This is a genomic window from Paraburkholderia sp. CNPSo 3076, assembly GCF_026343935.1.
Lineage (GTDB): Bacteria > Pseudomonadota > Gammaproteobacteria > Burkholderiales > Burkholderiaceae > Paraburkholderia > Paraburkholderia nodosa.
Window position 1 is genome coordinate 1 of sequence record NZ_JAPMAL010000009.1, and the last position, 20,611, is coordinate 20,611.

Here is a 20,611-nt window from a genome sequence, read left to right on the forward strand (position 1 = left end):
TGGCCGCGAGCATCACCGCCTTCAGGCCCGAGCCGCACACCTTGTTGATCGTCATGGCGGGAACGGCCGTGGGCAGGCCCGCCTTGATCGATGCCTGGCGCGCCACGTTCTGGCCCGAACCGGCCGTGAGCACCTGACCCATGATCACGTCGCTCACCTGCTCGGGCGTAACGCCCGCGCGCTCGAGCGCGGCCTTGATGACGATCGCGCCCAGGTCGGGCGCCGCCACCTTCGCGAGCGAACCGCCGAATTTGCCTACTGCCGTACGTGCGGCCGATACGATCACAATGTCAGTCATTTCCAGATCCTCCGGGCGGCTCGATGGCGCGCCATGCGCCCCGCCCGTCAAGTTGTTAATCCGAATTCCGCAGCAAGCGTTTCAATTGCCTCAATCGCGCTGCTGCACATAACGCCCCGGCGCCGGCTCGATCTCGGGGAATTCCGCCGAGCCGGCTTGCGCACGCGGCTTCACCTTCTTGCCGCCGTACTGATCGAGCCATTCGGCCCAGGTCGGCCACCAGCTGCCGGGTTTTTCCTCGGCAGCAGCAAACCAGTCGTCGGCCTCTTCCGGCAGATGTTTCGCGTCGGCCTCGATGCTCCAGAAGCTGCGCTTGTTCTTCGACGCCGGGTTGATCACGCCCGCGATATGGCCCGAAGCACCAAGCACGAATTTCAGCGGCCCGGACAGCAACGGCACCGACGCATACGCCGTGCGCCAGGGCACGATGTGATCGTCGCGCGAGCCGTAGATGAAGGTCGGCACGTCGATGTGCGAAAGATCCACTTCCTCGCCGCACACCGTGAGCGCGCCCGGCTCACGCAGCTTGTTTTCCAGGTACGTATTGCGCAGGTACCACGCGTACATCGGCCCCGGCAGGCTCGTCGAGTCGCTATTCCAGAACAGCAGGTCGAACGGCGCGGGCGTACGGCCCTTCAGATAATTGTCGACGACGTAGTTCCAGACCAGATCGTTGGGCCGCAGGAACGAGAATGTGTTCGCGAACTCGACGCCGCGCATGAGCCCCGGCGTGCCGCCATTCTTGCCGCCGATGGTCTGCTCGCGCATCTGCACGTGGGCTTCATCGACGAACACATCGAGCACGCCCGTGTCGCTGAAATCGAGCATCGCGGTGAGCAGCGTCATCGACGCGGCGGGATGTTCGCCGCGCGCCGCCGCGACGGACAGCGCCGTGGCAAGCAGCGTGCCGCCCACGCAAAAACCGAGCGTGTTGATCTGCTCGCGCTCGCTGATGCTGCGCGTCGTCTCGATGGCCGTGAGCACGCCCTCTTCGATGTAGTCGTCCCAGGAGCGGTCCGCGATCGACGCGTCGCCGTTGTGCCACGAGACGAGGAACACCTGCTGCCCCTGCTCCAGCGCATAAGCGACGAGCGAGTTCTCGGGCTGCAGGTCGAGAATGTAGTACTTGTTGATGCACGGCGGCACGATCAGAAGCGGCCGCTCGCGCACGGTGGCCGTGCGCGGCTTGTACTGGATCAGCTGGAACAGCGCGTTCTCGAACACGACCGAACCTTCGGTGGTCGCGAGATTGCGGCCCACCACGAAACGCGATTCGTCGGTTTGCGAGATCTTGCCGCGCGACATGTCGCCGAGCAGGTTCATCACGCCCTGGCGCAGGCTCTCGCCGTGGGTCTCGAGCAAGGCGCTCTGCGCGTCGGGATTGAGTGCGAGGAAGTTGCTGGGCGAGGCCGCCGCGGTCCACTGCTGCACGGCGAAGCGAATGCGCTCGCGCGTTTTCGCATCGGTATCGATCGCGTCGACGAGTTCATGCAGGTAGCGCGCGTTGAGCAGATACCACGCCGCCGTGAACGCATACGCGGGCGTGGCCTTCCAGGCGTCGGAGCTGAAGCGCCGGTCCTTGAGTTCGGGCGCCTTGGGCGTGGTGTCGGTGGCCTGACGCAGCAAGTCGAGCGCGTCGCGCGAATATTCCGCTTGCAGATGCTGCAGCCGCGTGGGTTCGATCAATGCCGTGGGAAGCTTGAAACCTTCGAACGGGTTCGCGCCACCGAATGGATTGGCTGCACCGAAAGGACTGCCGGCAGCGAACGGATTGCCCGCGGCGAAAGGATTGCCTGCGGCGAAGGGATTGCCGGCTGCAAACGGATTGGACGCAGCGAAAGGATTGCCCGCGGCAAAGGGATCGCCCGGAACACCGTTGCCCGTCGGCGGCCACCAGTTGGCCGCGAGTCCCGCGAAGGGCGCTTGCTGCGCCGCGCCGCCCGTTTGCTGCGCAGCATTCAGGGCGTTCTTCCAGGCGTTCGTCCACGCGTCGAGATACTGCTGCATGCCGGCTGCGTCGGGAGCAAAAGGCGGATTGCCGCGCGTTGCACCATCAGTTGAGGCGCCCGTGCCCGGGGCAGTCTTGGAACGTTGAGATGCCGTCATGCCTGCTTTTGACCGATGTGTCCCGAAGGACTGGTTGAGAGGCAGGTGGTACGCATACGGGCGCCGTTGCGGCGCTCGTCACGACCTGTCCCGTGGGTGAAGGACATTCTTGCTCCCCATTGCAAAGCGTGTCAATGCTTGTGCCCGATTTTGCCGCGCTGCGATATTTTTTTAATTATCGTTTTCCCGATGTAATCAATTGTTTAACTGCCGCGACACATTGCTGTGCGGTCTGGCGCACAAAAATCCGCCGTGGCGGCAAGCGCTTGCAGTGCAATGCGGCAATCGGGGAGCTAATGCGCCGGGAGTGGCGTACAGTGCGTTGCGGGAATAGCTGCAGCGCAACAAAAAATCGTCTGGCTCGCCACGCGCCGCCGCGCTGCATCACGGCGGCGGCTCGTCGCGGCAGCGTCAGGGATTGAGCCAGATCAGCGCGGCCATGCGGCCGGTGACGCGATCGCGCCGGTACGAGTAGAAGCGCTCGCGCAGCGTGACCGTACACAGGTCGCCGCCGCTCACGTGGCGCACGCCGAGCGTATCGAGCCGCAGCCGCGCCAGTGCGGTGAGATCGGCGAGGTATTTGCCGCTCGCCTCGGGGCGCGCCACGAAGGCCACCGCGGTGGCGGCCCGGTGGGCATCGCGTCGTGCCGCGTCGACCTGCTCCACATGGGTCATGAACGCGTCGCGCACGTCGGCGCCGACCTCGAAGGCCGTGGGCCCGATCGCGGGGCCGAGGTACGCATGCAGATCGGCCGTCCCACAGCCCGCGAGCGCCGCGACGCGCTCGGCCGTGCGCTCGATGACGCCCGCGGCCAGCCCGCGCCAGCCCGCGTGCGCGGCGCCCACGGCGCGGCCCTCGCCGTCGCACAGCAAGACCGGCATGCAGTCGGCCACCATCACGGTGCAGGCGATGCCGGGCTCGGCGGTCACGCTCGCATCGGCTTCGAGTGGGGCGCCTGCGCGCGCAGCGGCGAGCGCCTGCGCGGCGTCGACCACGACGGGGCCGTGGACCTGCTTGAGCCACGCGGCCGGCACGCCCGCATGCGTGAAGAGCCGTGCGCGGTTCGCCTCGACGTGCGCGAGATCGTCGCCGGAGCCGCGGCCAAGATTCAGGCCGCCGGGGAGATCCACGCCCTCACCGCCCTGCGCCGCCTGCCAGCGCCCGAATGGCGGCTCGCTCACGCCGCCGTCGCGCGTCGTCACCAGCGCGCGCACGCGCGGCGAAACCTGCCAGTCGGGATGCAGCAAATCGTCGGATGTCAGTTCCGGGCAGGTCGTCATGCGTGCTTGTCCTCGTCTTGCTCGTCGTCTTCGTCGTCTTCGTAATCTTCCTCGTCGCTGCCGATCACGTAGCCTTCGTCGGTGTAGGCGCTGTCGAACATGTCTTCATCGAAGCCCATTTCGTCCTCGTCTTCCTTGCCGCCGAAGCCGAGCGCCTCGATCAGCGCGTCCAGGTCGTCGGGCACTTCGGCGCGCCACTGCATCGCGCGGCCCGTGACCGGATGAACGAGGCCGAGTCGCCACGCGTGCAGCGCCTGGCGCGCGAAGCCGTCGGGCAGCGCCGCGACCGAGCGCTTGCCGCGCGCGTGGCCGTACACCGGATCGCCCAGCAGCGGATGGCCGATGTGCGCGCAGTGCACACGAATCTGGTGTGTGCGCCCTGTTTCCAGGTCGCAATGAATGGCGCTCACGGGCTGGTTGTGCCAGAGCGTTTTGTCGATGCGCCGGAAGTGCGTGCGCGCAGGCTTGCCCGAAGCGCCCTTCACCACCGCCATGCGTGTGCGCTCGCGCGGGTCGCGGCCGATGGGCGCGTCGATGGTGCCTTCGTCGGCCATGTTGCCCCACACGAGCGCGAGATAGCGGCGCTTGACCGTGCGCGCCTGCAACTGGCGCACGAGGTCGGTCTGCGCCTGGAGCGTACGCGCGACGACCATCAGCCCGGACGTGTCCTTGTCGAGCCGATGGACGATCCCCGCGCGCGGCAGACCCGCCGCCGCGTCGCCATAGCGATGCAGGAGGCCGTTGAGGAGCGTGCCGCTCCAGTTGCCCGCGGCCGGATGCACGACGAGCCCGGCGGGCTTGTTGATGACGACGATGGCGTCGTCCTCATAGACGATATCGAGCGGCACCGGCTCGGGCGTGAACGCGAGCTGCTCGGGCAGGAGGTCCGGCACGAGTTCGATGGTCGCGCCGAGCGGCACCGGCTGGCGCACCTTGGCCGGCTTGCCGTCCACGCGCACGCGCTGCTCCTCGATCCAGCCCTGCAAACGGCTGCGTGAAAATTCCGGAAATACTTTGGCGAGCACCTTGTCGAGGCGCTCGCCTGCGAGCTCATCGGGCACCTGAACCGAGCGCGGTGCTTCGCCGCCGCGCGCGCGCGGGGCGCCGCCGGCGTCCTCGCCCGCAAGTTCGTCGTCGAGCGCCTCACCGGCGGCTGCGTCATCGGGCGCATCGCCCAGGCTATAATCTCTGATGCTGTTTTGGGCGCCGGGAGCGCCGGCCCCCGGAATAACTGTACGGGTCATTGAGTCTGGGTCACCTGTGGACCTGAAGCTGGACTGGATAAATGCGAGCCTTGAACACGATTACGAAACTGGCCCAACACGCGGTGGCCCGAAACGCAATGCGCACGACGCGAGCAAACACGCTCGGCAAGATTGGCAACATCATTCGACTTGCTGCTTGCGGCGCGGCGCTCGCCGTGGTCGCGGCCTGCCACGGCCTGCCGGAAAAGACCGACGAAACGGCGGCATGGAACAACAACAAATTATATACGGAGGCCCAGGACGCGCTCGCCGGCGGCGACTGGGGCAAGTGCGCGAAATATTTTGAAGCACTCCAGGGCCGCGACCCGTTCGGCCACTTCGCCCAGCAGGCGCAGATCAACGTGGCCTACTGCAGCTGGAAGGACAACGAGAACGACGCCGCCGACCAGGCGATCAACCGCTTCATCCAGCTGCACCCGGATCACCCGGACGTTGCCTACGCGTACTACCTCAAGGGCATGATCCACTTCAACGACGACCTGGGTCTGTTCGGCCGCTTCTCGGGCCAGGACATGAGCGAGCGCGACCCGAAGTCGCTGCGCGAGTCGTATGACGCCTTCAAGGTGGTGGTCGACAAGTATCCGCAGAGCAAGTACGCCCCGGACGCCGCCCAGCGCATGCGCTACATCGTGAACGCACTCGCCTCGCACGAAGTGCACGCCGCCGACTACTACTATCGCCGCGGCGCCTATGTGGCGGCCATCAACCGCGCGCAGCTCGCTATTCAGGACTACAAGAGCGCGCCGGCAATCGAAGACGCCCTGCACATCATGATCCTGTCGTACCAGAAGCTCGATCAGCCGCAGCTTGCCGAAGACACGCGCCGCGTGCTCGCCGGCACCTTCCCGGACAGCCCGTACATCACCGGTCACGCTCGCCCCGGCAAGGAAGACAAGTCCTGGTGGCAGATCTGGTGATCGCCGCGCCTCTCGCCTGAGGCACGCTGCAAAGCAAAACGCCACGGTTTCCCGTGGCGTTTTTTTTGGCTTCGGCGGCAGCGCGGGCTACGCGCCTGCGCGGCTGCGGGTTTGCTCAATCGCGCTCGAACAGCGCAATCGATTCCACGTGCGACGTGTGCGGGAACATGTTGACCACGCCCGCGCCCTTGAGGCGGTAGCCGGCCTCGTTGACGAGCACCCCCGCATCGCGCGCCAGCGTCCCGGGACTGCACGACACATAGACAATGCGCCTGGGTAGCGGGCCATTGCCGCTCTGCGCGATTTGCGCGAGCGCCTGGGAAATGGCGAACGCGCCTTCGCGCGGCGGGTCGACGAGGAACTTGTCGAAGTGGCCGAGCGCGCGAATGTCGTCGGCGGTGACTTCGAACAGGTTGCGGCACGCAAACGAGGTGTGGCCGTCCACGCCGTTGGCGCGCGCATTTTCCAGCGCGCGGGCCGTCAGCGTATCGCTGCCTTCGATCCCCACCACTTCGCGCGCGAGACGCGCGAGCGGTAGCGTGAAGTTGCCGATGCCGCAGAACAGATCGAGCACGCGGTCGCCCGCCTCCGGCGCAAGCAGGCGCAGCGCGCGGCCCACTAGCACGCGGTTGATCTGGTGATTGACCTGGGTGAAGTCCGTCGGCTTGAACGGCATGCGAATGCCGTATTCGGGCAGTGTGTAGTCCAGTTCCTTGTCTAGCGGATAGAACGGGAACACCGTGTCCGGGCCCTTCGGCTGCAGCCAGAACTGGACGTTGTGCTCGTCCGCGAACGCGCGCAGCAAGTCTTCGTCGGCGGCCGTGAGCGGCTCGAGAATGCGCAGCACGAGCGCCGTCACGCTCGAACCCACGGCGAGTTCGATCTGCGGCATGCGATCGCGAATCGACAGCGCGGCCACCAGATGGCGCAGCGGCACGAGCATTGCCGAGACGTTCGGCGGCAGCACTTCGCAGCTCGTCATGTCGGCCACGTAGCTGCTCTTCTTCTCGTGGAAGCCCACCAGCACCCCGCCCTTCTTCGGCACATTGCGCACCGTGAGGCGCGCACGATAGCGGTAGCCCCACGACGGCCCGTGAATTGGCCGGAACATCGTCTCCGAACGCACTTTTGAGAGATGCATGAGGTTGTCTTCGAGCACGCGCTGCTTGACGGCGATTTGCGCACGCACGTCGAGGTGCTGCATCGAGCAGCCGCCGCAGGTGCCGAAGAACGGGCATTGCGGCTTCGTGCGAATCGCGCTCTCGCGCAGCACGTCGACTACCTGCGCCTGTTCGAACGTGGGCTTCTTGCGGTAGCTGAGGTAGGTCACGCGCTCGCCCGGCAACGCGCCCTCGACGAAGATCACCTTGCCGGGCTCGCCCGTCTCGGTCACGGTGCGGCCAACGCCGCGGGCCTCCATGTCGAGCGACTCGATCTCGAGAATGGGGGCATGAGCGACCGAAGCTTCGAGGGCGGCGCGCTTTTCGGCGCGGCGCTCGCGCTTGCTGCGCTTTTTCGGGGGCGTGGACGGCATGGGCTCGGCCTGGGCAGGCTCGGCTTGAGGGTCGGGGGCAGCTTGAGACACCAGCGGATTCCTGACTGACGATAAGTGAATTGTGGGCGAAGGCGAGATTGTAGTCGAAGTCTGCGCCCGCGCTCCGTCGCTGCAATTTTCGTACGGGTCCGATCGTGCGCGCTGCGCCCCGTCTGCGCCGCTGCTTTCGCATTTGTCATACAACACGCCACGAGAAACCAGGCTAGGGTTTAAACGTGCGTGCGGGAACCGCCGCCGCAGCATGCGAGGAGCGTGCCGATGAAACTGATGAGCTGGAATGTGCAGTGGGGGCGCGACGCTTCTGGCGTCGTCGATCTCGCGCGCACGGTGCGCGAGGCGCAGCGCCTCGCCGACTTCGACGTGCTATGCCTGCAGGAGATCACGCGCGGCTTCCGGGCGCTGCCGGGTGGTCCCGGCGACGATCAGTTCGCCGAACTGCGCTCGCTGCTGCCCGGCTATACGGTCATTGAAGCGATTGGCGCCGACTTGCCTGCGCCGCGCGACGCGCAAGCCTCCAGCCAAGGCACGGCGCAGATGCCGCGCCGCCAGTTCGGCAACGCGCTCGCCACGCGCTTGCCCCTCGCGCAGGTGTTTCGCCACGCCCTGCCGTGGCCCGCCGATTCCACCGCACCCTCGATGCAACGCGTGGCGCTCGAAGCCGTGCTCGACGCGCCGGGCGGCGCGCTGCGCGTGCTGGTCACGCATCTGGAGTTCTATTCGCTGCGCCAGCGGCTCGCGCAAGTGGACGAGTTGCGGCGCCTGCAGCAGGAAGCCGCCGATCACGCGGCGCATCCCGCACCCGCCGAAAACGATGTCGGCCCGTTCGCCGGCACCGCGCGCCCGCTATCCGCGATCGTCTGCGGCGACTTCAACAGCGCGTGGGGCAGCGAGGCGTACACACGCATGCTCGAACCGCTCGCGGGCAGCCCCGCCTTCATCGACGCGTGGACCGCGCTGCATGCAGGCGCGACACCACCGCCGACGGCCGGCGTCTACGACACGCAGCAATGGTCGGATGGCCCGCTCGCGTGCGACTTCGTCTTTGTCACGGAGGATTTGCGCCCACGCTTGCGAAGCTGCGAGATAGACGGCGCGATCCAGGCTTCGGATCATCAGCCGATCGTGCTCGAACTGGGCTGAGAGATTTCGCCGTGCCTAGCTAGCGAACGCCTTGAGATACTCGCCCCAATGCGGTGCGGCTTCCGCGGCGAGCGACTGCTTCACGAACTCGATCTCATCGGCATATTCGCGCTCCGTGAAACCGCCGCGCATCATCTGAAACCGGCAATAAAGGAGATACGTGTTGACCACGTCGGTTTCGCAGTAGTTGCGGATCTCCTCGATGCGGCCTTCCTGAAACGCGGTCCACACCTGGCCGCCATCCATGCCGAGCTTACCCGGAAAACCGCAGAGCTTCGCGAGCGCGTCGAGCGGCGCGTTCGCGCGCGGCTGATACATCGCGAGCACATCCATCAGGTCGGTGTGACGCGTGTGGTAGCGGCTAAGGTAATTGTTCCACTTGAACTCGCGGTCCTCTTCACCCGTTTCCCAGTAGCGCACCGCGCGAATGCCGTGCACGAGCGCGCGATAGTGCAGCACCGGCAAGTCGAAGCCGCCGCCGTTCCACGAAACGAGCTGCGGCGAATACTTCTCGATCGTGCGGTAGAACGAATCGATCAGGCGCGCCTCGCCGTCTTCGGGCGTGCCGAGCGAGCGCACGCGAAAGCCCTGGCCGTCGCGAAACACGCACGAGATCGCGGCGACGCGCTGCAGGTGATGCGGCAGGAAATCGCTGCCGGTCTTCTCGCGGCGCGCGGCGAAGGCGTGCTCGGCGACTTCGGTGTCGGTGAGCGTGGCGGGCAGATCGTCGAGACGGCGAATGCCGTCGACATCGGGAATCGTCTCGATGTCGAATACGAGTACAGGAACTGTCATTCAGATGGACTGCGAGAGTTTAGAGAACGGCGTCCTTGCGCACGCCGTTCGAAGCGAAAAAGCGCTTGAGGCGCACCAGCGCTTCCTGCTGGATCTGCCGCACGCGCTCGCGGGTGAGGCCCATTTCGTCGGCCAGCTCTTCGAGCGTGGCGGGCTCGATATGGTTCAGCCCGAAGCGCCGTTCGATGACGTGGCGATGCTTATCGGATAACCGGCCAAGCCACGCGCGTGTAAGCGTTTCCAGCTCGCGATGCTGCACTTCGGCGTCGGGCGACTGGCTCTGGTCGTCCGAGAGCAGGTCGAGCAGGCTGCTGGCCGGGTCGAGGTCGAGCGGCGCGTCGAGCGAGGCCGTGTGTTCGTTGAGCGCGAGAATGTCGGTGACTTCCTCGGTGGTCTTGCCGGTGAGATACGCGATGTCGTCGATGCTCGCGTCGCGGCGCTCGGAGGCCGAATCGGCGTTGAGCGAATTCTTCTCCAGATGTCGCTTCGCGCGCAGCACCTGGTTGAGCTCGCGGATCACGTGCACCGGCAAACGCACGGTGCGCGCCTGGTTCATGATCGCGCGCTCGATGCTCTGGCGGATCCACCAGGTCGCATACGTCGAGAAACGGAAACCGCGCGTGGGATCGAACTTCTCGATCGCGTGCATGAGGCCGAGATTGCCCTCCTCGATCAGGTCGAGCAGCGGCACGCCGCGATTGAGGTAACCCTTCGCAATGCTGACGACGAGGCGCAGATTGCGCTCGATCATGACCTGACGCGCTTCGAACTCGCCGGCCTTGGCGAGCCGCGAGTAGCGCTGCTCCTCCTCGACGGTGAGGAGCGGCTTCACGCTGATCCGGTTCAGATAATGCTGGATCGTGTCGGCCGTGAGTTCAGCCTGCAGCATGGCGCGGAAATCGTCGGCGTCGGGCGCGGCATCGGCCGTTTCGGCGCCCTCGCCCGAGCCGCCTTCGTCGGACTGTGAATCGCGCTCTTCACGCTCCTCGCGCTCCTCAAAATCGCGACCGCCGTCGAGGTCGGGCGACGCGTCGTCGTCGGCCGCCTGCGCGCCATCCTCCACCGAAACCTGGGCGGCTTGGCTGTCAGACTCGGATTGCTGCAGACGGCGCTTCGATTTCGGCATGGTCGGCTCGCTTTTATTGCGGCGGCAAGTACTTCAGTGGGTCGACGGGCTTACCCTGACGGCGTACTTCGAAATGCAGCATCACCCGGTCCGAGTCGGTATTGCCCATTTCGGCGATCTTCTGACCTTTGGTGACCGCATCCCCTTCTTTTACCATCAAAGTCCGGTTGTGTGCATACGCGGTCAAAAACGTTGCGTCATGCTTGATGATAATGAGATTGCCGTAACCGCGCAGCCCATTTCCGGCATAAACCACGCGTCCATCGCCGGCTGCCTTGACAGGATCGCCAGGCGCACCGCCAATATTGATGCCCTTGTTCTTCGTATCGTCGAAGCCGTTGAGCACCGGCCCACGCACCGGCCACGCGAGCGCGATGTTGCCGCCCGGCGCCGCGGCCATGTCGCCGCCGCTTGCACCCGGCTGCGGCGGCACGGCGGCCGTCGGCGGCGCTGCGTTCGCACCCGAACCGTAGATCGGCGGCTGTGCCGGCGTCCCCGCTGCCGGAGCGCCCGGCGCGGCGCCCACACCCGGCACCGGCGCGGTCACGACACCGGGCGTGTACGCCGACGGATTCGCACCCGGCGGCACGACGCGCAACAACTGGTCCACCTCAATCTGGTTCGGATTGGTGAGATTGTTCCACGTCGCGATGTCGCGATAATTCTGGCCGTTTTCGAGCGCAATCCTATAGAGAGTGTCGCCCGGCTTCACCCGGTAATATCCCGGAGGCGGCGGACCGAGCGGCACCGGAGGCTGTGCGGCCGCCGTGCCGAGCGGCGCGGTGCGGTCCACCACAGGTGCCTGATCGAGTCGCGTGGCGCATGCGGCCAGAAGACAGAGCGCGGCGACCGCGGCGCCGCGCTGGGCTGCGATCAGCGTGGCTTCGGGCAGGTCGACATTCAGGCGGTTTCTTTTGATCGCGCGCAACATACTCATCGGATTCAGATCACTCCAGATTTTAAGGGGACAAAGAAAACGCGATCCAGGCGTGACTCCCGCCACTGCGCCGGCCCCGTACGCTCGACGAGCGTGAGGACCTGCGTCGCTTCGCCGGCGGCACTCTGTGTGCCGGACACCGCGACCGGCGCCACGAGCCGCCCGCCGATGGCGAGTTGCTCGAGCAGCGCCTGCGGCACGTCGAAGCCCGCAGCGGCGATCACGATCGCGTCGAACGGCGCCGCCGACGGCAAACCGAGCCGTCCGTCGCCGTAGTGCAAGCGGATATTCGGGATACGCAGCGGACGAAGATTCGTCTTCGCGCGCTCGTATAACGGCTTGATGCGTTCAATGGAATACACGTCGCGCGCGATCTGGCTCAACACCGCTGCCTGATAGCCGCAGCCGGTGCCGATTTCCAGCACGCGCTCCAGCACGCGGCCCGCGCCCGCGAGCTCGAGCATGCGCGCGACCACGGAAGGCTTCGAGATGGTCTGGTGATGACCGATCGGCAACGCCGCATCTTCGTAGGCTTGGGTAGCGAGACCCGGGTCGATGAACATGTGGCGCGGCACGGCCGCGAGCGCCTGGAGCACGCGCGCATCGGCGATGCCGTTCGCACGCAGGCGTTCGACCATGCGTTCGCGTACGCGTTCCGAAGTCAGCGCATGCGCGCCGTTGAGCGCAACGGCGGGCGCGCCCGTGACGGCCACCGCGGCGCGCGGCACACTCACGCCGCCCGGCATGGCGGCGCGCGGCGCGGCTGCGTTGCCGGCAGGATGCGCAGGCTTGATCGAACTCGCCGGCTTCGCGCTCACCGGCCTCGCATTGACCGGCTTCGCATTGAGCGGCTTCGCCGGCGGCGCCTTGGACGGCGTGCTCGCGGTGGACTTCGCAACGGCCGGATTACCAACCTTCGCGACGGGCTTCGCGAGCGCGCCGACGCCCGCTTTCGACGGGCCGCTGTTGCCCGCGCCCGCGAGCGACGTGCGTGCATCGCCCGGGCGCGCGTCGCGCCGGCGCGGCTCGCGTACGAGATCCGCGAGCCCGAGCGGAAAACGCTTCGTGCGCTCGCCCGTCATGAAGCGCTGCCGCCCTTGCGCGCCCAGTCGTGCGTCGCGGACAACATTTGCGTATGGGTGAGATCGAGTTGCAGCGGGGTGATCGACACATGGCCGTTCGCTACCGCGTGGAAGTCCGTGCCCTCGCTCGCGTCGCGTGCGCTGCCCGACGGCCCGATCCAGTAAATCGGCTCGCCGCGCGGGTTGGTCTGGCGGATCACGGGCTGCGAAGGATGACGCTTGCCGAGGCGTGTGACGCGCCAGTCACCAAGCTCGTCGTACGGCAGGTTCGGGATGTTGACGTTCAGCAGCGGATGACCCGGCAACGGATTCGCGAGGTAATGCGCAACGATCTCGGCCGCGACGCGCGCCGCGGAATCGAGATGCACCCAGTCCTTGTCGACGAGCGAAAACGCAATGGCCGGCAGGCCGAACATGATGCCTTCGGTGGCTGCGGCCACCGTGCCCGAGTACAGTGTGTCCTCGCCCATGTTCTGGCCGTTGTTGATGCCCGAGACCACGAGGTCGGGCTGCTGGTCGAGCATGCCCGTGAGCGCGATGTGCACCGAGTCGGTGGGCGTGCCGTTCACGTAATAGAAGCCGGTGCTCGCCGATCGCAACACCGACAGCGGGCGCCACAGCGTAAGCGAGTTCGATGCGGCGCTGCAGTTCTGCTCGGGCGCCATGACTGTGACTTCGCCGAGCGGCTTGAGCGCTTCATAAAGCGCCGCAAGGCCGGGGGCGAGATAACCGTCGTCGTTGCTGAGTAGTATTCGCATCGAGCGATTGTAACCGAGGAAAGAAGGCACGCGAACGACAGCCCGGCCCTTGCGGCAGTGCGTGTCTGCCACTGGGCTGCACGTCGAAATCACGCGCCGGTCCGGGGCGTATTCGCATCCACGGCACGGCTCGAAAGGCGCCTGTCATCGACGCGAAATAAATCGCACGATCGTTCGCATTACGGCGGATTGCCGTACACTGTCCCGCTGTAGCGAATGCATGACCGACGCCACTGCAAGCAACCGAACCGGAAAAGACAGGAGACACGATGCGCGCAATCCGCTGCAACCAGTACGGGCCGCCCGACTCGCTCACGCTCGAAGACTCGCCCGACCTCGTGCCGGGCCCGGGTCAGGTCGTGATCGACGTGAAGGCCGCGGCCGTCAACTTTCCCGACGTGCTCATCATCGAGAACAAGTATCAGATGAAGCCGCCGCTGCCCTTCACGCCTGGCGCCGAACTCGCGGGCGTCGTGCGCGCGGCGGGCGAAGGCGTGAAGCTCGCGCCCGGTACGCGCGTGGTGGCGTATGTGGGCACTGGCGCCTTCGCCGAGCAGGCGCTTGCGGACGCGTCGGCCTGCGTGGCACTGCCCGAGGCCGCCGATTTCGCGACGGCCGCCGCCTTCACGCTCGCGTATGGCACGTCGCATCACGCCGTCGTCGATCGCGCCGCGCTGCGCGCAGGCGAAACGATGCTCGTGCTCGGCGCGGCGGGCGGCGTGGGCCTCGCGGCTGTCGAAATCGGCAAGCTGCTCGGCGCGCGCGTGATCGCGGCCGCCTCGAGCGAGGAGAAGCTCGAAGTCTGCCGTCGCTTCGGTGCGGACGCCACCATCAACTACAGCACCGAGGACTTGCGCGAGCGCATCAAGGCGCTCACCGACGGCAAGGGCCCCGACGTGATCTACGACCCGGTGGGCGGTGAGTATGCTGAACCGGCGTTCCGCAGCATCGGCTGGCGCGGGCGCTATCTCGTGGTCGGCTTCGCGAATGGCGAGATTCCCAGGCTGCCGCTCAATCTCGCGCTGCTCAAGGGCGCGAGCCTCGTCGGCGTGTTCTGGGGCGATTTCGCGCGTCGCGAGCCGCAGCACAACGCGGCAGCGTTCGCGCAGATGGTGGGCTGGATCGGCGAAGGCAAACTCAAGCCGTATGTCTCGAAGCGCTACAAGCTCGCGGACACCGCGCAGGCGCTCAAGGACATGGCCTCGCGCAAGGTGACGGGCAAGATCGTGATCGAGCCCTGAACGTTTCCTGTCGCGCAGGACGACGCAAAGCGAAAACGGCTCGCCGGTGAACAACCGGCGAGCCGTTTTGCATGATGCACACCGCCTTAGACTATGTGTTGCTCGCGCAACCGTGCAATGTGGTCCGCGTCATAGCCCAGCGTCTTCAGGACTTCATCGGTATGTTCGCCCAGTGCGGGGCCAAGCCAGCGCGTATCGCCGGGCGTCACCGAGAGCTTGGGCGTAACCGCGGGCAGCGCGATGTCCACGCCCTCGCCTTCCTTCGCATCCGGCGCTTGCCAGCGGAACTGCTGGATCATCTGGCGCGCCGCGAACTGCGGATCGGCGAACATGTCGGCCACGCTGTAGATGCGGCCCACGGGCACGTCGGCGGCATTGAGCACGTCGAGCGCTTCGTTGATGGTGCGCGTGGAGAGCCACGCCGCGATTGCGCCGTCGATCTCCGCCGTGCGCGGCACGCGGCCGTCGTTGTGGGCGAGTTGCGGATCATTCGCGAGGTCCGCGCGGTCGATGGCCATCATCAGGCGCTTGAAGATCGGATCGCTGTTGCCGCCGATCACGATGCTGCCGTCCCGGCACGGATACGTATTCGATGGCACGATGCCCGGCAGCGACGCGCCGGTGCGCTCGCGCACCATGCCGTACACGCCGTACTCGGGCACCACGCTCTCCATCATGTTGAACACGGCCTCATAGAGCGCAACATCGACGATCTGGCCGCTGCCGCCGTTCATGTTGCGATGATGGAGCGCCATCATCGCGCCGATCACGCCATGCAGCGCGGCAATCGAGTCGCCGATCGAAATGCCGATGCGCGGCGGCGGCAGATCGGGATAGCCGGTGATGTGGCGCAGGCCGCCCATCGATTCGGCGATCGCGCCGAAGCCCGGACGGTCGCGATACGGGCCGGTCTGGCCGTAGCCCGAGAGCCGCACCATCACGAGGCCGGGATTCTCCTTCGAGAGCACGTCGTAGCCGAGGCCGAGCTTTTCGAGCAGGCCTGGCCGAAAATTCTCGATGACGATGTCGGCTTCCTTCGCGAGCCGCCGCACGATCTCCTTGCCCTCTTCGGCTTTGAGATTCACCGTGACGGACTTCTTGTTGCGCGCCTGCACGGCCCACCAGAGCGACGTGCCGCCCGCTTCCGGGTAGAGCTTGCGCCACTTGCGCAGCGGATCGCCGCCCTTGGGGTCTTCGATCTTGATGACTTCGGCGCCGAATTCGCCGAGAAAGCGGGCCGCGAACGGGCCGGCGATCAGCGTGCCGAGTTCGAGGACTTTGACGCCCGTGAGCGGGCCCGTGCCTTTCGCTGCGGATGCATTCGATTGGGAATCGGGGGAAGCGGCGGCTGCGCTCATGGTGGCTCCTTTCGTTCTGTTCGGCGAGCGGCGCCATTTCGGTACGCCGCGATCGAAGCCTGGCGGGACGCTACATCGAGCGCCGGTCGAGCATGGCGCGCGCGATGGTGCCCGCGTCGACGTATTCGAGTTCGCCGCCCACCGGCACGCCGCGTGCGAGGCGCGTGACGGCGAGTCCGCGCGCCTTGAGCGTCTGGCCGAGATAATGGGCCGTCGCCTCGCCCTCGTTCGTGAAATTGGTGGCGAGCACCACTTCCTTGACGACGCCGTCCGACGCGCGCTTCACGAGCCGGTCGAAATGGATCTCTTTCGGACCGATGCCGTCGAGCGGACTCAGATGCCCCATCAGAACGAAATACAAGCCGCGGTACGTCATGGTCTGTTCGAGCATGATCTGGTCGGCCGGTGTTTCGACGACGCACAGCAGCGTAGGGTCACGCTCCTCGTCGAGGCACGTTTCGCACACCTGAGCTTCGGTGAAGGTATTGCACTTCTCGCAGTGCTTCAGATTCCCGGTCGCGAACAGGAGCGCGTTGCCGAGCTTTTCGGCGCCGTCGCGGTCGTGCTGCATCAGGTGATAGGCCATGCGTTGCGCCGACTTCGGCCCGACACCGGGCAACACGCGCAGCGCCTCGACGAGAGCGGCGAGAGCGGAAGGTTGTTTCATGCGGATTCAGCGCGAGACGCGCGACGGAGTTTGAAGCGGAACCGGCTTCGGGGTGCTTCCTGCTGCTTGATGCTGCTTGCTGCTTTCGACGCCATGACGCCCGCGCAGCCTTGCCTGCCGCGGCACGCGGGACGCGCGGGCGCCGGCCTGCCAGAAGCAGACGCGGCGCTCGCCACGTTCCTTAGAACGGCATCTTGAAGCCCGGCGGCAGCGGCAGGCCGGCGGTCATGCCGCCCATCTTTTCCTGCGACGTGGCTTCGGCCTTGCGCACCGCGTCGTTGAACGCCGCGGCCACGAGGTCTTCGAGCATGTCCTTGTCGTCCGCGAGCAGGCTCGGATCGATCGACACGCGGCGCACGTCGTTGCGGCAGGTCATCGTGACCTTGACGAGACCGGCGCCGGCCTGACCCTCGACTTCGATCTGGGCAAGCTGCTCCTGCATCTTCTTCATGTTTTCCTGCATCTGCTGGGCTTGCTTCATGAGCCCTGCGAGTTGGCCTTTCAACATAGTCACTGCTCCTTCTGGATCGTAGTCGTTCGAATCGATGCGCTCAAAAGCGCGCGACGCATGCCGCGCCGCGCGGCGCAATTCAGTGGGCGGCCTGAGTGCCGCCCGATGCGGCTTCCGGCGCAACCGGCCGGATCGAGCCCGGCACGATGCTCGCGCCGAAGTCGCGAATCAGTTGCTGCACGAAGGGGTCGGCGCCGATCTCGCGCTCGGCTTCGCGTTGACGCTGGGCGCGTTCGGCGGCGTCGAGGGCGGCCGCCGTGCGGCGCGCGGGGCCGACTTCCACGCTCACTTCAACGGCCTTGCCAAGACGCTCGGCGAGCGCCGTCCTGAGCTTCGCCACCTGCGAGGCTTCGGCGTACTGCGGCACCGGCACGCTCAATTTGAGCAGCGTACCTTCGAGCGCCGTCAGCTCGCTGTTGAATGCGAGCTGGTACGAGATGCCCTTGAGCGAAAGCGTGGCGGCGAGCGCGGGCCAGTCGCCCGTGAAGCCGATCGGATCGAGCGCAATTCCAGGCGGCAGCTTGCTTACGTCGACCACGGCCGGCGACGACGTCGGCACCGAAGCGGCAGCGCGCGGTGCCGACGGCTCGCTGTCGTAGGCGGCCACGAAGCCGTCGTCGGGGGGCGCGAAGTACGCATCATCGGCGCCGAGCGGCACGTAGTCGTCGGGCGGGATATCGTCCCACGGCGGCGCGCCCGAGGCGTCCTGCTGCGCACTTGCGTTGCGTGCCGGCTGGCGCGCCTGCGCTTCCTGCGCGGCGGCGGCGCGGCGAGCCGGATCGGGCGTCGGCACCTTCACTTCCATGCGCGGTGCGGCCTTCGGCGCGGGCGCAGGAGCGGCCACGCCGGCAGCGGCAGCCGGACCTCGGCCCGTGGCAGCGCGCATGCCCTTGCTGCGCAGCACGTCGAGCGCAGCGCTTGCGCCACCGCGCGCGGACGCGGCGGCGGGTTCCTCGCGAGATTCGAATTGCGGCGTGGGCGCGGCGGCCACGCTCTGCACAGGCTGCGTCTCTTCTGGCGCAGCGGGAGCGGCCGCCGCCGGCTCGACCGGGGCCACAGGCGCAGCTTGCGGCGCGGCGCCCAGATTCGGCGCGGGCTCGCCCGCGTCTTCCCAGGGCGGGACGACGCGCGCTTCGGCTGCAGGCGTCGCGAGCGGCGCAGGCGCACTCGCTTGCGGCTCGGTAACGGGCAACTTCGCCGGTGCGGCTTCTATCGGCTGCGGCACCGGCGCTGCCGGCTTCGGCACGACCGGCTGCGCAACGGCAGGCGCCGCACTGCGCGCCGACGCCGCTACCGGAGCCGCCGCACGCGTGCCCATGCCCGCCGCAACGGGTTTCGACGCCGGCGCACTGCCCACGCTGCCCGCGCTCACGGAAGGCTCGAACGCGAGCATGCGCAGCAGCGTCATCGTGAAGCCGGCGTATTCGTCGGGCGCCAGGCCGAGTTCGCTGCGGCCGAGAGTCGCGATCTGATAGAAAAGCTGGACCTGCTCCGGGCTCACTGCTTCTGCAAAACGGCGAATGTCGTCGGCTTCGGGCCACTCGTCGAGCACCGAAGAAGGCGCGAACTGCGCCCAGCCAATGCGATGGAACAGACTCGCGAGGTCCTGCAGCGCCGTGGAGAACGACAGGCTGCGCAGCGCCATTTCGTCTGCGATGGCCAGCACGTTCGCGCCGTCGCCGGCCACGAGCGCGTCGATCAGGCGGATCAGATAGCTTTGATCGAGCGCGCCGAGCATGCCGCGCACCGCTTCCTCGGTGACCTGGTTGGCTGAATAAGCAATGGCCTGGTCGGTGAGCGAAAGCGCGTCGCGCATCGAGCCGTCGGCGGCGCGCGCGAGCAGGCGCAGCGCCTGCGCCTCGAACTCGACCCTCTCCTCACCGAGAATATGCGTGAGATGCTCGACGATGTTGCCCGCCGGCATCTGCTTCAAATTGAACTGCAGGCAACGCGAGAGCACCGTGACCGGAATCTTCTGCGGGTCCGTCGTCGCGAGGATGAACTTCACATGCGGCGGCGGCTCTTCCAGCGTCTTCAGCATCGCGTTGAAGGCGTGGTTCGTGAGCATGTGCACCTCGTCGATCATGTAGACCTTGAAGCGCGCATCGACCGGCGCGTAAACCGCACGCTCGAGCAGCGCGGCCATTTCGTCCACGCCGCGATTGCTCGCCGCATCCATCTCGACGTAGTCGACGAAGCGCCCTTCGTCGATTTCCCGGCACGCGCGGCACACGCCGCAGGGCTTCGACGTCACGCCGGTCTCACAGTTGAGCGCCTTGGCGAAGATACGCGACAGCGTCGTCTTGCCCACGCCGCGCGTGCCTGTGAAGAGGTACGCGTGATGCAGGCGGCCGCCGTCGAGTGCATGCGTGAGCGCGCGCACCACGTGCTCCTGTCCGACGAGCGAAGCGAAATCCTTCGGTCGCCACTTGCGTGCGAGAACTTGATAGGTCATGCGGAAATTGTATCAGCAACGCCCGCGCGTCCAGATGAATCGAAAGGCGGCCAATGCCCGGTTCGCGGCCGCCGCGCAATGGTGCGAGCCGGCGATTACAGACGACGAAAACAGTGGCGATACAGACGTGGCAAATACGACGAACGAAGAGCCGCGTCGCGCAATCAATGGCGCGGCGTCAATCTCGTATCTGGGGGAAAAACGGAAGAAAAAAGAGGAAGGTGACGAGCCTGACCCTCGGCACTGGCGGAAAACGGCTGTGGCTGCTTCGTTCCCGACCTGACCAGGTTGACCGCCCCTCCATGCGAGGAGGCCCGTCACGGCGCATTCTAACATCGGTCGCCCGCCAATGCGACTGCTGCGGTGCGAAAAAACGCGCCGAGCCGCTCCAGACATCGTTGCGTGCCATGGGTAGCCACCCTCTTGCAATGCCCCGCGCCGCCTCCAGATAGCGTGCAGGAGCACAAGGTATCGCACGGAAAGGCCCCACGAAATTGCCCGCGCCACCGCCCGAATATCCCGCCGAATGTGGTCTGCAGGACGGAAACCCTGCTTGCGGCATGAGTACTATCACCGTCGGCAACGCATAGGGATTTAGGCTACACTGGCGTCGGCAATCGGCTGGGCCACGCGGTTTGCGTGCGAATGGCGTGTGATTCGGACGTACGACTCGGGTTCGGTCTGGCCGCCAAGGCGGCCCCGGAAGAATTTTCAGTTTTGGTGTATCGTGGCGAGCAATTTACTCGGCCTCGAATCGAAAGAGGTATTCATACAATGAGCGAACAAATCAAGCATATCAGCGACGCATCGTTCGAACAGGACGTCGTGAAATCCGACAAGCCCGTGCTGCTGGACTTCTGGGCGGAGTGGTGTGGTCCGTGCAAGATGATCGCGCCGATTCTCGATGAAGTCGCGAAAGATTATGGCGACCGCCTTCAGGTCGCGAAGATCAACGTCGACGAGCACCAGTCGACGCCGGTGAAGTTCGGCGTGCGCGGCATCCCCACGCTGATCCTCTTCAAGAACGGCGCCGTGGCGGCGCAGAAGGTCGGCGCGCTGTCGAAGTCGCAGCTCACCGCGTTCCTGGACAGCCACCTGTAACCTCCTCGCTGGCCGCCC

The 20,611-nt window shown here is 66.3% G+C and carries 17 protein-coding genes, 1 other RNA gene and 1 pseudogene; 4 read left to right on the plus strand and 15 right to left on the minus strand.

Translation table 11 applies throughout. The features are described 5' to 3' along the window. The 4 genes and pseudogenes from M3A49_RS12010 to M3A49_RS12025 form a co-directional block, all read right to left on the minus strand. Positions 1-298: pseudogene (locus tag M3A49_RS12010) on the minus strand (acetyl-CoA C-acetyltransferase); the annotation flags it as partial. A 90-nt stretch (positions 299-388) separates the two neighbouring features. After that, a complete protein-coding gene (phaC, locus tag M3A49_RS12015; RefSeq protein WP_416338947.1) occupies positions 389-2,404 on the minus strand; it encodes a class I poly(R)-hydroxyalkanoic acid synthase in 2,016 nt (671 codons plus the stop codon). 411 nt (positions 2,405-2,815) lie between these two features. Beyond that, complete coding sequence (gene pgeF, locus M3A49_RS12020) at positions 2,816-3,685, minus strand: peptidoglycan editing factor PgeF (RefSeq protein ID WP_266228889.1); 870 nt, start codon at positions 3,683-3,685, stop codon at positions 2,816-2,818. Continuing rightward, positions 3,682-4,929 carry an RluA family pseudouridine synthase gene (locus M3A49_RS12025; RefSeq protein WP_266228890.1) on the minus strand — a complete coding sequence of 416 codons (1,248 nt, stop codon included), beginning with the start codon at positions 4,927-4,929 and terminating at the stop codon, positions 3,682-3,684. Before M3A49_RS12025 ends, pgeF begins: the two co-directional genes overlap by 4 nt. Positions 4,930-5,027: 98 nt before the next feature. On the opposite strand from M3A49_RS12025, the gene M3A49_RS12030 reads away from it, so the two are divergent. After that, positions 5,028-5,867 carry an outer membrane protein assembly factor BamD gene (locus M3A49_RS12030; protein ID WP_266228891.1) on the plus strand — a complete coding sequence of 280 codons (840 nt, stop codon included), beginning with the start codon at positions 5,028-5,030 and terminating at the stop codon, positions 5,865-5,867. Positions 5,868-5,982: 115 nt separating this feature from the next. On the opposite strand, the gene rlmD is transcribed toward M3A49_RS12030, so the two are convergent. Further along, the gene (gene rlmD, locus M3A49_RS12035) at positions 5,983-7,401 is read right to left on the minus strand and encodes a 23S rRNA (uracil(1939)-C(5))-methyltransferase RlmD (RefSeq protein ID WP_266229030.1); all 1,419 of its coding nucleotides are present in this window, start codon (positions 7,399-7,401) and stop codon (positions 5,983-5,985) included. A 279-nt stretch (positions 7,402-7,680) separates the two neighbouring features. Here rlmD and M3A49_RS12040 point away from each other — a divergent pair, with 279 nt between their 5' ends. Beyond that, positions 7,681-8,562, plus strand: coding sequence for an endonuclease/exonuclease/phosphatase family protein (locus tag M3A49_RS12040; protein ID WP_266228892.1), 882 nt, complete (start codon positions 7,681-7,683; stop codon positions 8,560-8,562). 15 nt (positions 8,563-8,577) lie between these two features. Here M3A49_RS12040 and M3A49_RS12045 read toward each other — a convergent pair whose 3' ends face one another. Genes M3A49_RS12045 through surE form a run of 5 tightly spaced genes read right to left on the minus strand, consistent with a single transcriptional unit; the run spans position 8,578 to position 13,260 of the window. After that, entirely contained in the window at positions 8,578-9,357 is a 780-nt protein-coding gene (locus tag M3A49_RS12045) for a 3'-5' exonuclease (RefSeq protein ID WP_266228893.1), read from the minus strand. A 19-nt stretch (positions 9,358-9,376) separates the two neighbouring features. Beyond that, complete coding sequence (gene rpoS / locus M3A49_RS12050) at positions 9,377-10,483, minus strand: RNA polymerase sigma factor RpoS (protein WP_266228894.1); 1,107 nt, start codon at positions 10,481-10,483, stop codon at positions 9,377-9,379. Positions 10,484-10,496: 13 nt separating this feature from the next. Beyond that, positions 10,497-11,420, minus strand: coding sequence for a peptidoglycan DD-metalloendopeptidase family protein (locus M3A49_RS12055; protein ID WP_266229031.1), 924 nt, complete (start codon positions 11,418-11,420; stop codon positions 10,497-10,499). Between the two features lie 5 nt (positions 11,421-11,425). Continuing rightward, positions 11,426-12,502, minus strand: coding sequence for a protein-L-isoaspartate(D-aspartate) O-methyltransferase (locus M3A49_RS12060; RefSeq protein ID WP_266228895.1), 1,077 nt, complete (start codon positions 12,500-12,502; stop codon positions 11,426-11,428). Then, positions 12,499-13,260: a 5'/3'-nucleotidase SurE gene (gene surE, locus M3A49_RS12065; protein ID WP_028204942.1), complete on the minus strand. Its 762-nt coding sequence runs from the start codon at positions 13,258-13,260 to the stop codon at positions 12,499-12,501. The genes M3A49_RS12060 and surE overlap by 4 nt, the downstream gene beginning before the upstream one ends. 269 nt (positions 13,261-13,529) lie before the next feature. Here surE and M3A49_RS12070 point away from each other — a divergent pair, with 269 nt between their 5' ends. Next, positions 13,530-14,501 carry an NADPH:quinone oxidoreductase family protein gene (locus M3A49_RS12070; protein ID WP_266228896.1) on the plus strand — a complete coding sequence of 324 codons (972 nt, stop codon included), beginning with the start codon at positions 13,530-13,532 and terminating at the stop codon, positions 14,499-14,501. 86 nt (positions 14,502-14,587) lie between these two features. Here the strand turns inward: M3A49_RS12070 and M3A49_RS12075 are convergent, their stop codons facing one another. The 5 genes from M3A49_RS12075 to ffs all read right to left on the minus strand — a co-directional run bounded on the left by M3A49_RS12075 (position 14,588) and on the right by ffs (position 19,811). Next, positions 14,588-15,859, minus strand: a complete 1,272-nt coding sequence (locus tag M3A49_RS12075; RefSeq protein ID WP_266228897.1) for a CaiB/BaiF CoA transferase family protein — start codon at positions 15,857-15,859, stop codon at positions 14,588-14,590. A gap of 70 nt (positions 15,860-15,929) precedes the next feature. After that, positions 15,930-16,526 carry a recombination mediator RecR gene (recR, locus tag M3A49_RS12080; protein WP_028204939.1) on the minus strand — a complete coding sequence of 199 codons (597 nt, stop codon included), beginning with the start codon at positions 16,524-16,526 and terminating at the stop codon, positions 15,930-15,932. 181 nt (positions 16,527-16,707) lie between these two features. After that, positions 16,708-17,034 (minus strand): YbaB/EbfC family nucleoid-associated protein, encoded by a 327-nt coding sequence (locus M3A49_RS12085; protein ID WP_028204938.1) that lies wholly within the window; start codon positions 17,032-17,034, stop codon positions 16,708-16,710. An 82-nt stretch (positions 17,035-17,116) separates the two neighbouring features. Next, positions 17,117-19,492: a DNA polymerase III subunit gamma/tau gene (gene dnaX / locus M3A49_RS12090; protein ID WP_266228898.1), complete on the minus strand. Its 2,376-nt coding sequence runs from the start codon at positions 19,490-19,492 to the stop codon at positions 17,117-17,119. 220 nt (positions 19,493-19,712) lie between these two features. Beyond that, positions 19,713-19,811, minus strand: an RNA gene (gene ffs, locus M3A49_RS12095) — signal recognition particle sRNA small type. 455 nt (positions 19,812-20,266) lie between these two features. Here ffs and trxA point away from each other — a divergent pair. Further along, positions 20,267-20,593 (plus strand): thioredoxin TrxA, encoded by a 327-nt coding sequence (trxA, locus tag M3A49_RS12100; RefSeq protein WP_027818380.1) that lies wholly within the window; start codon positions 20,267-20,269, stop codon positions 20,591-20,593. The last annotated feature ends 18 nt before the right edge of the window (positions 20,594-20,611 follow it).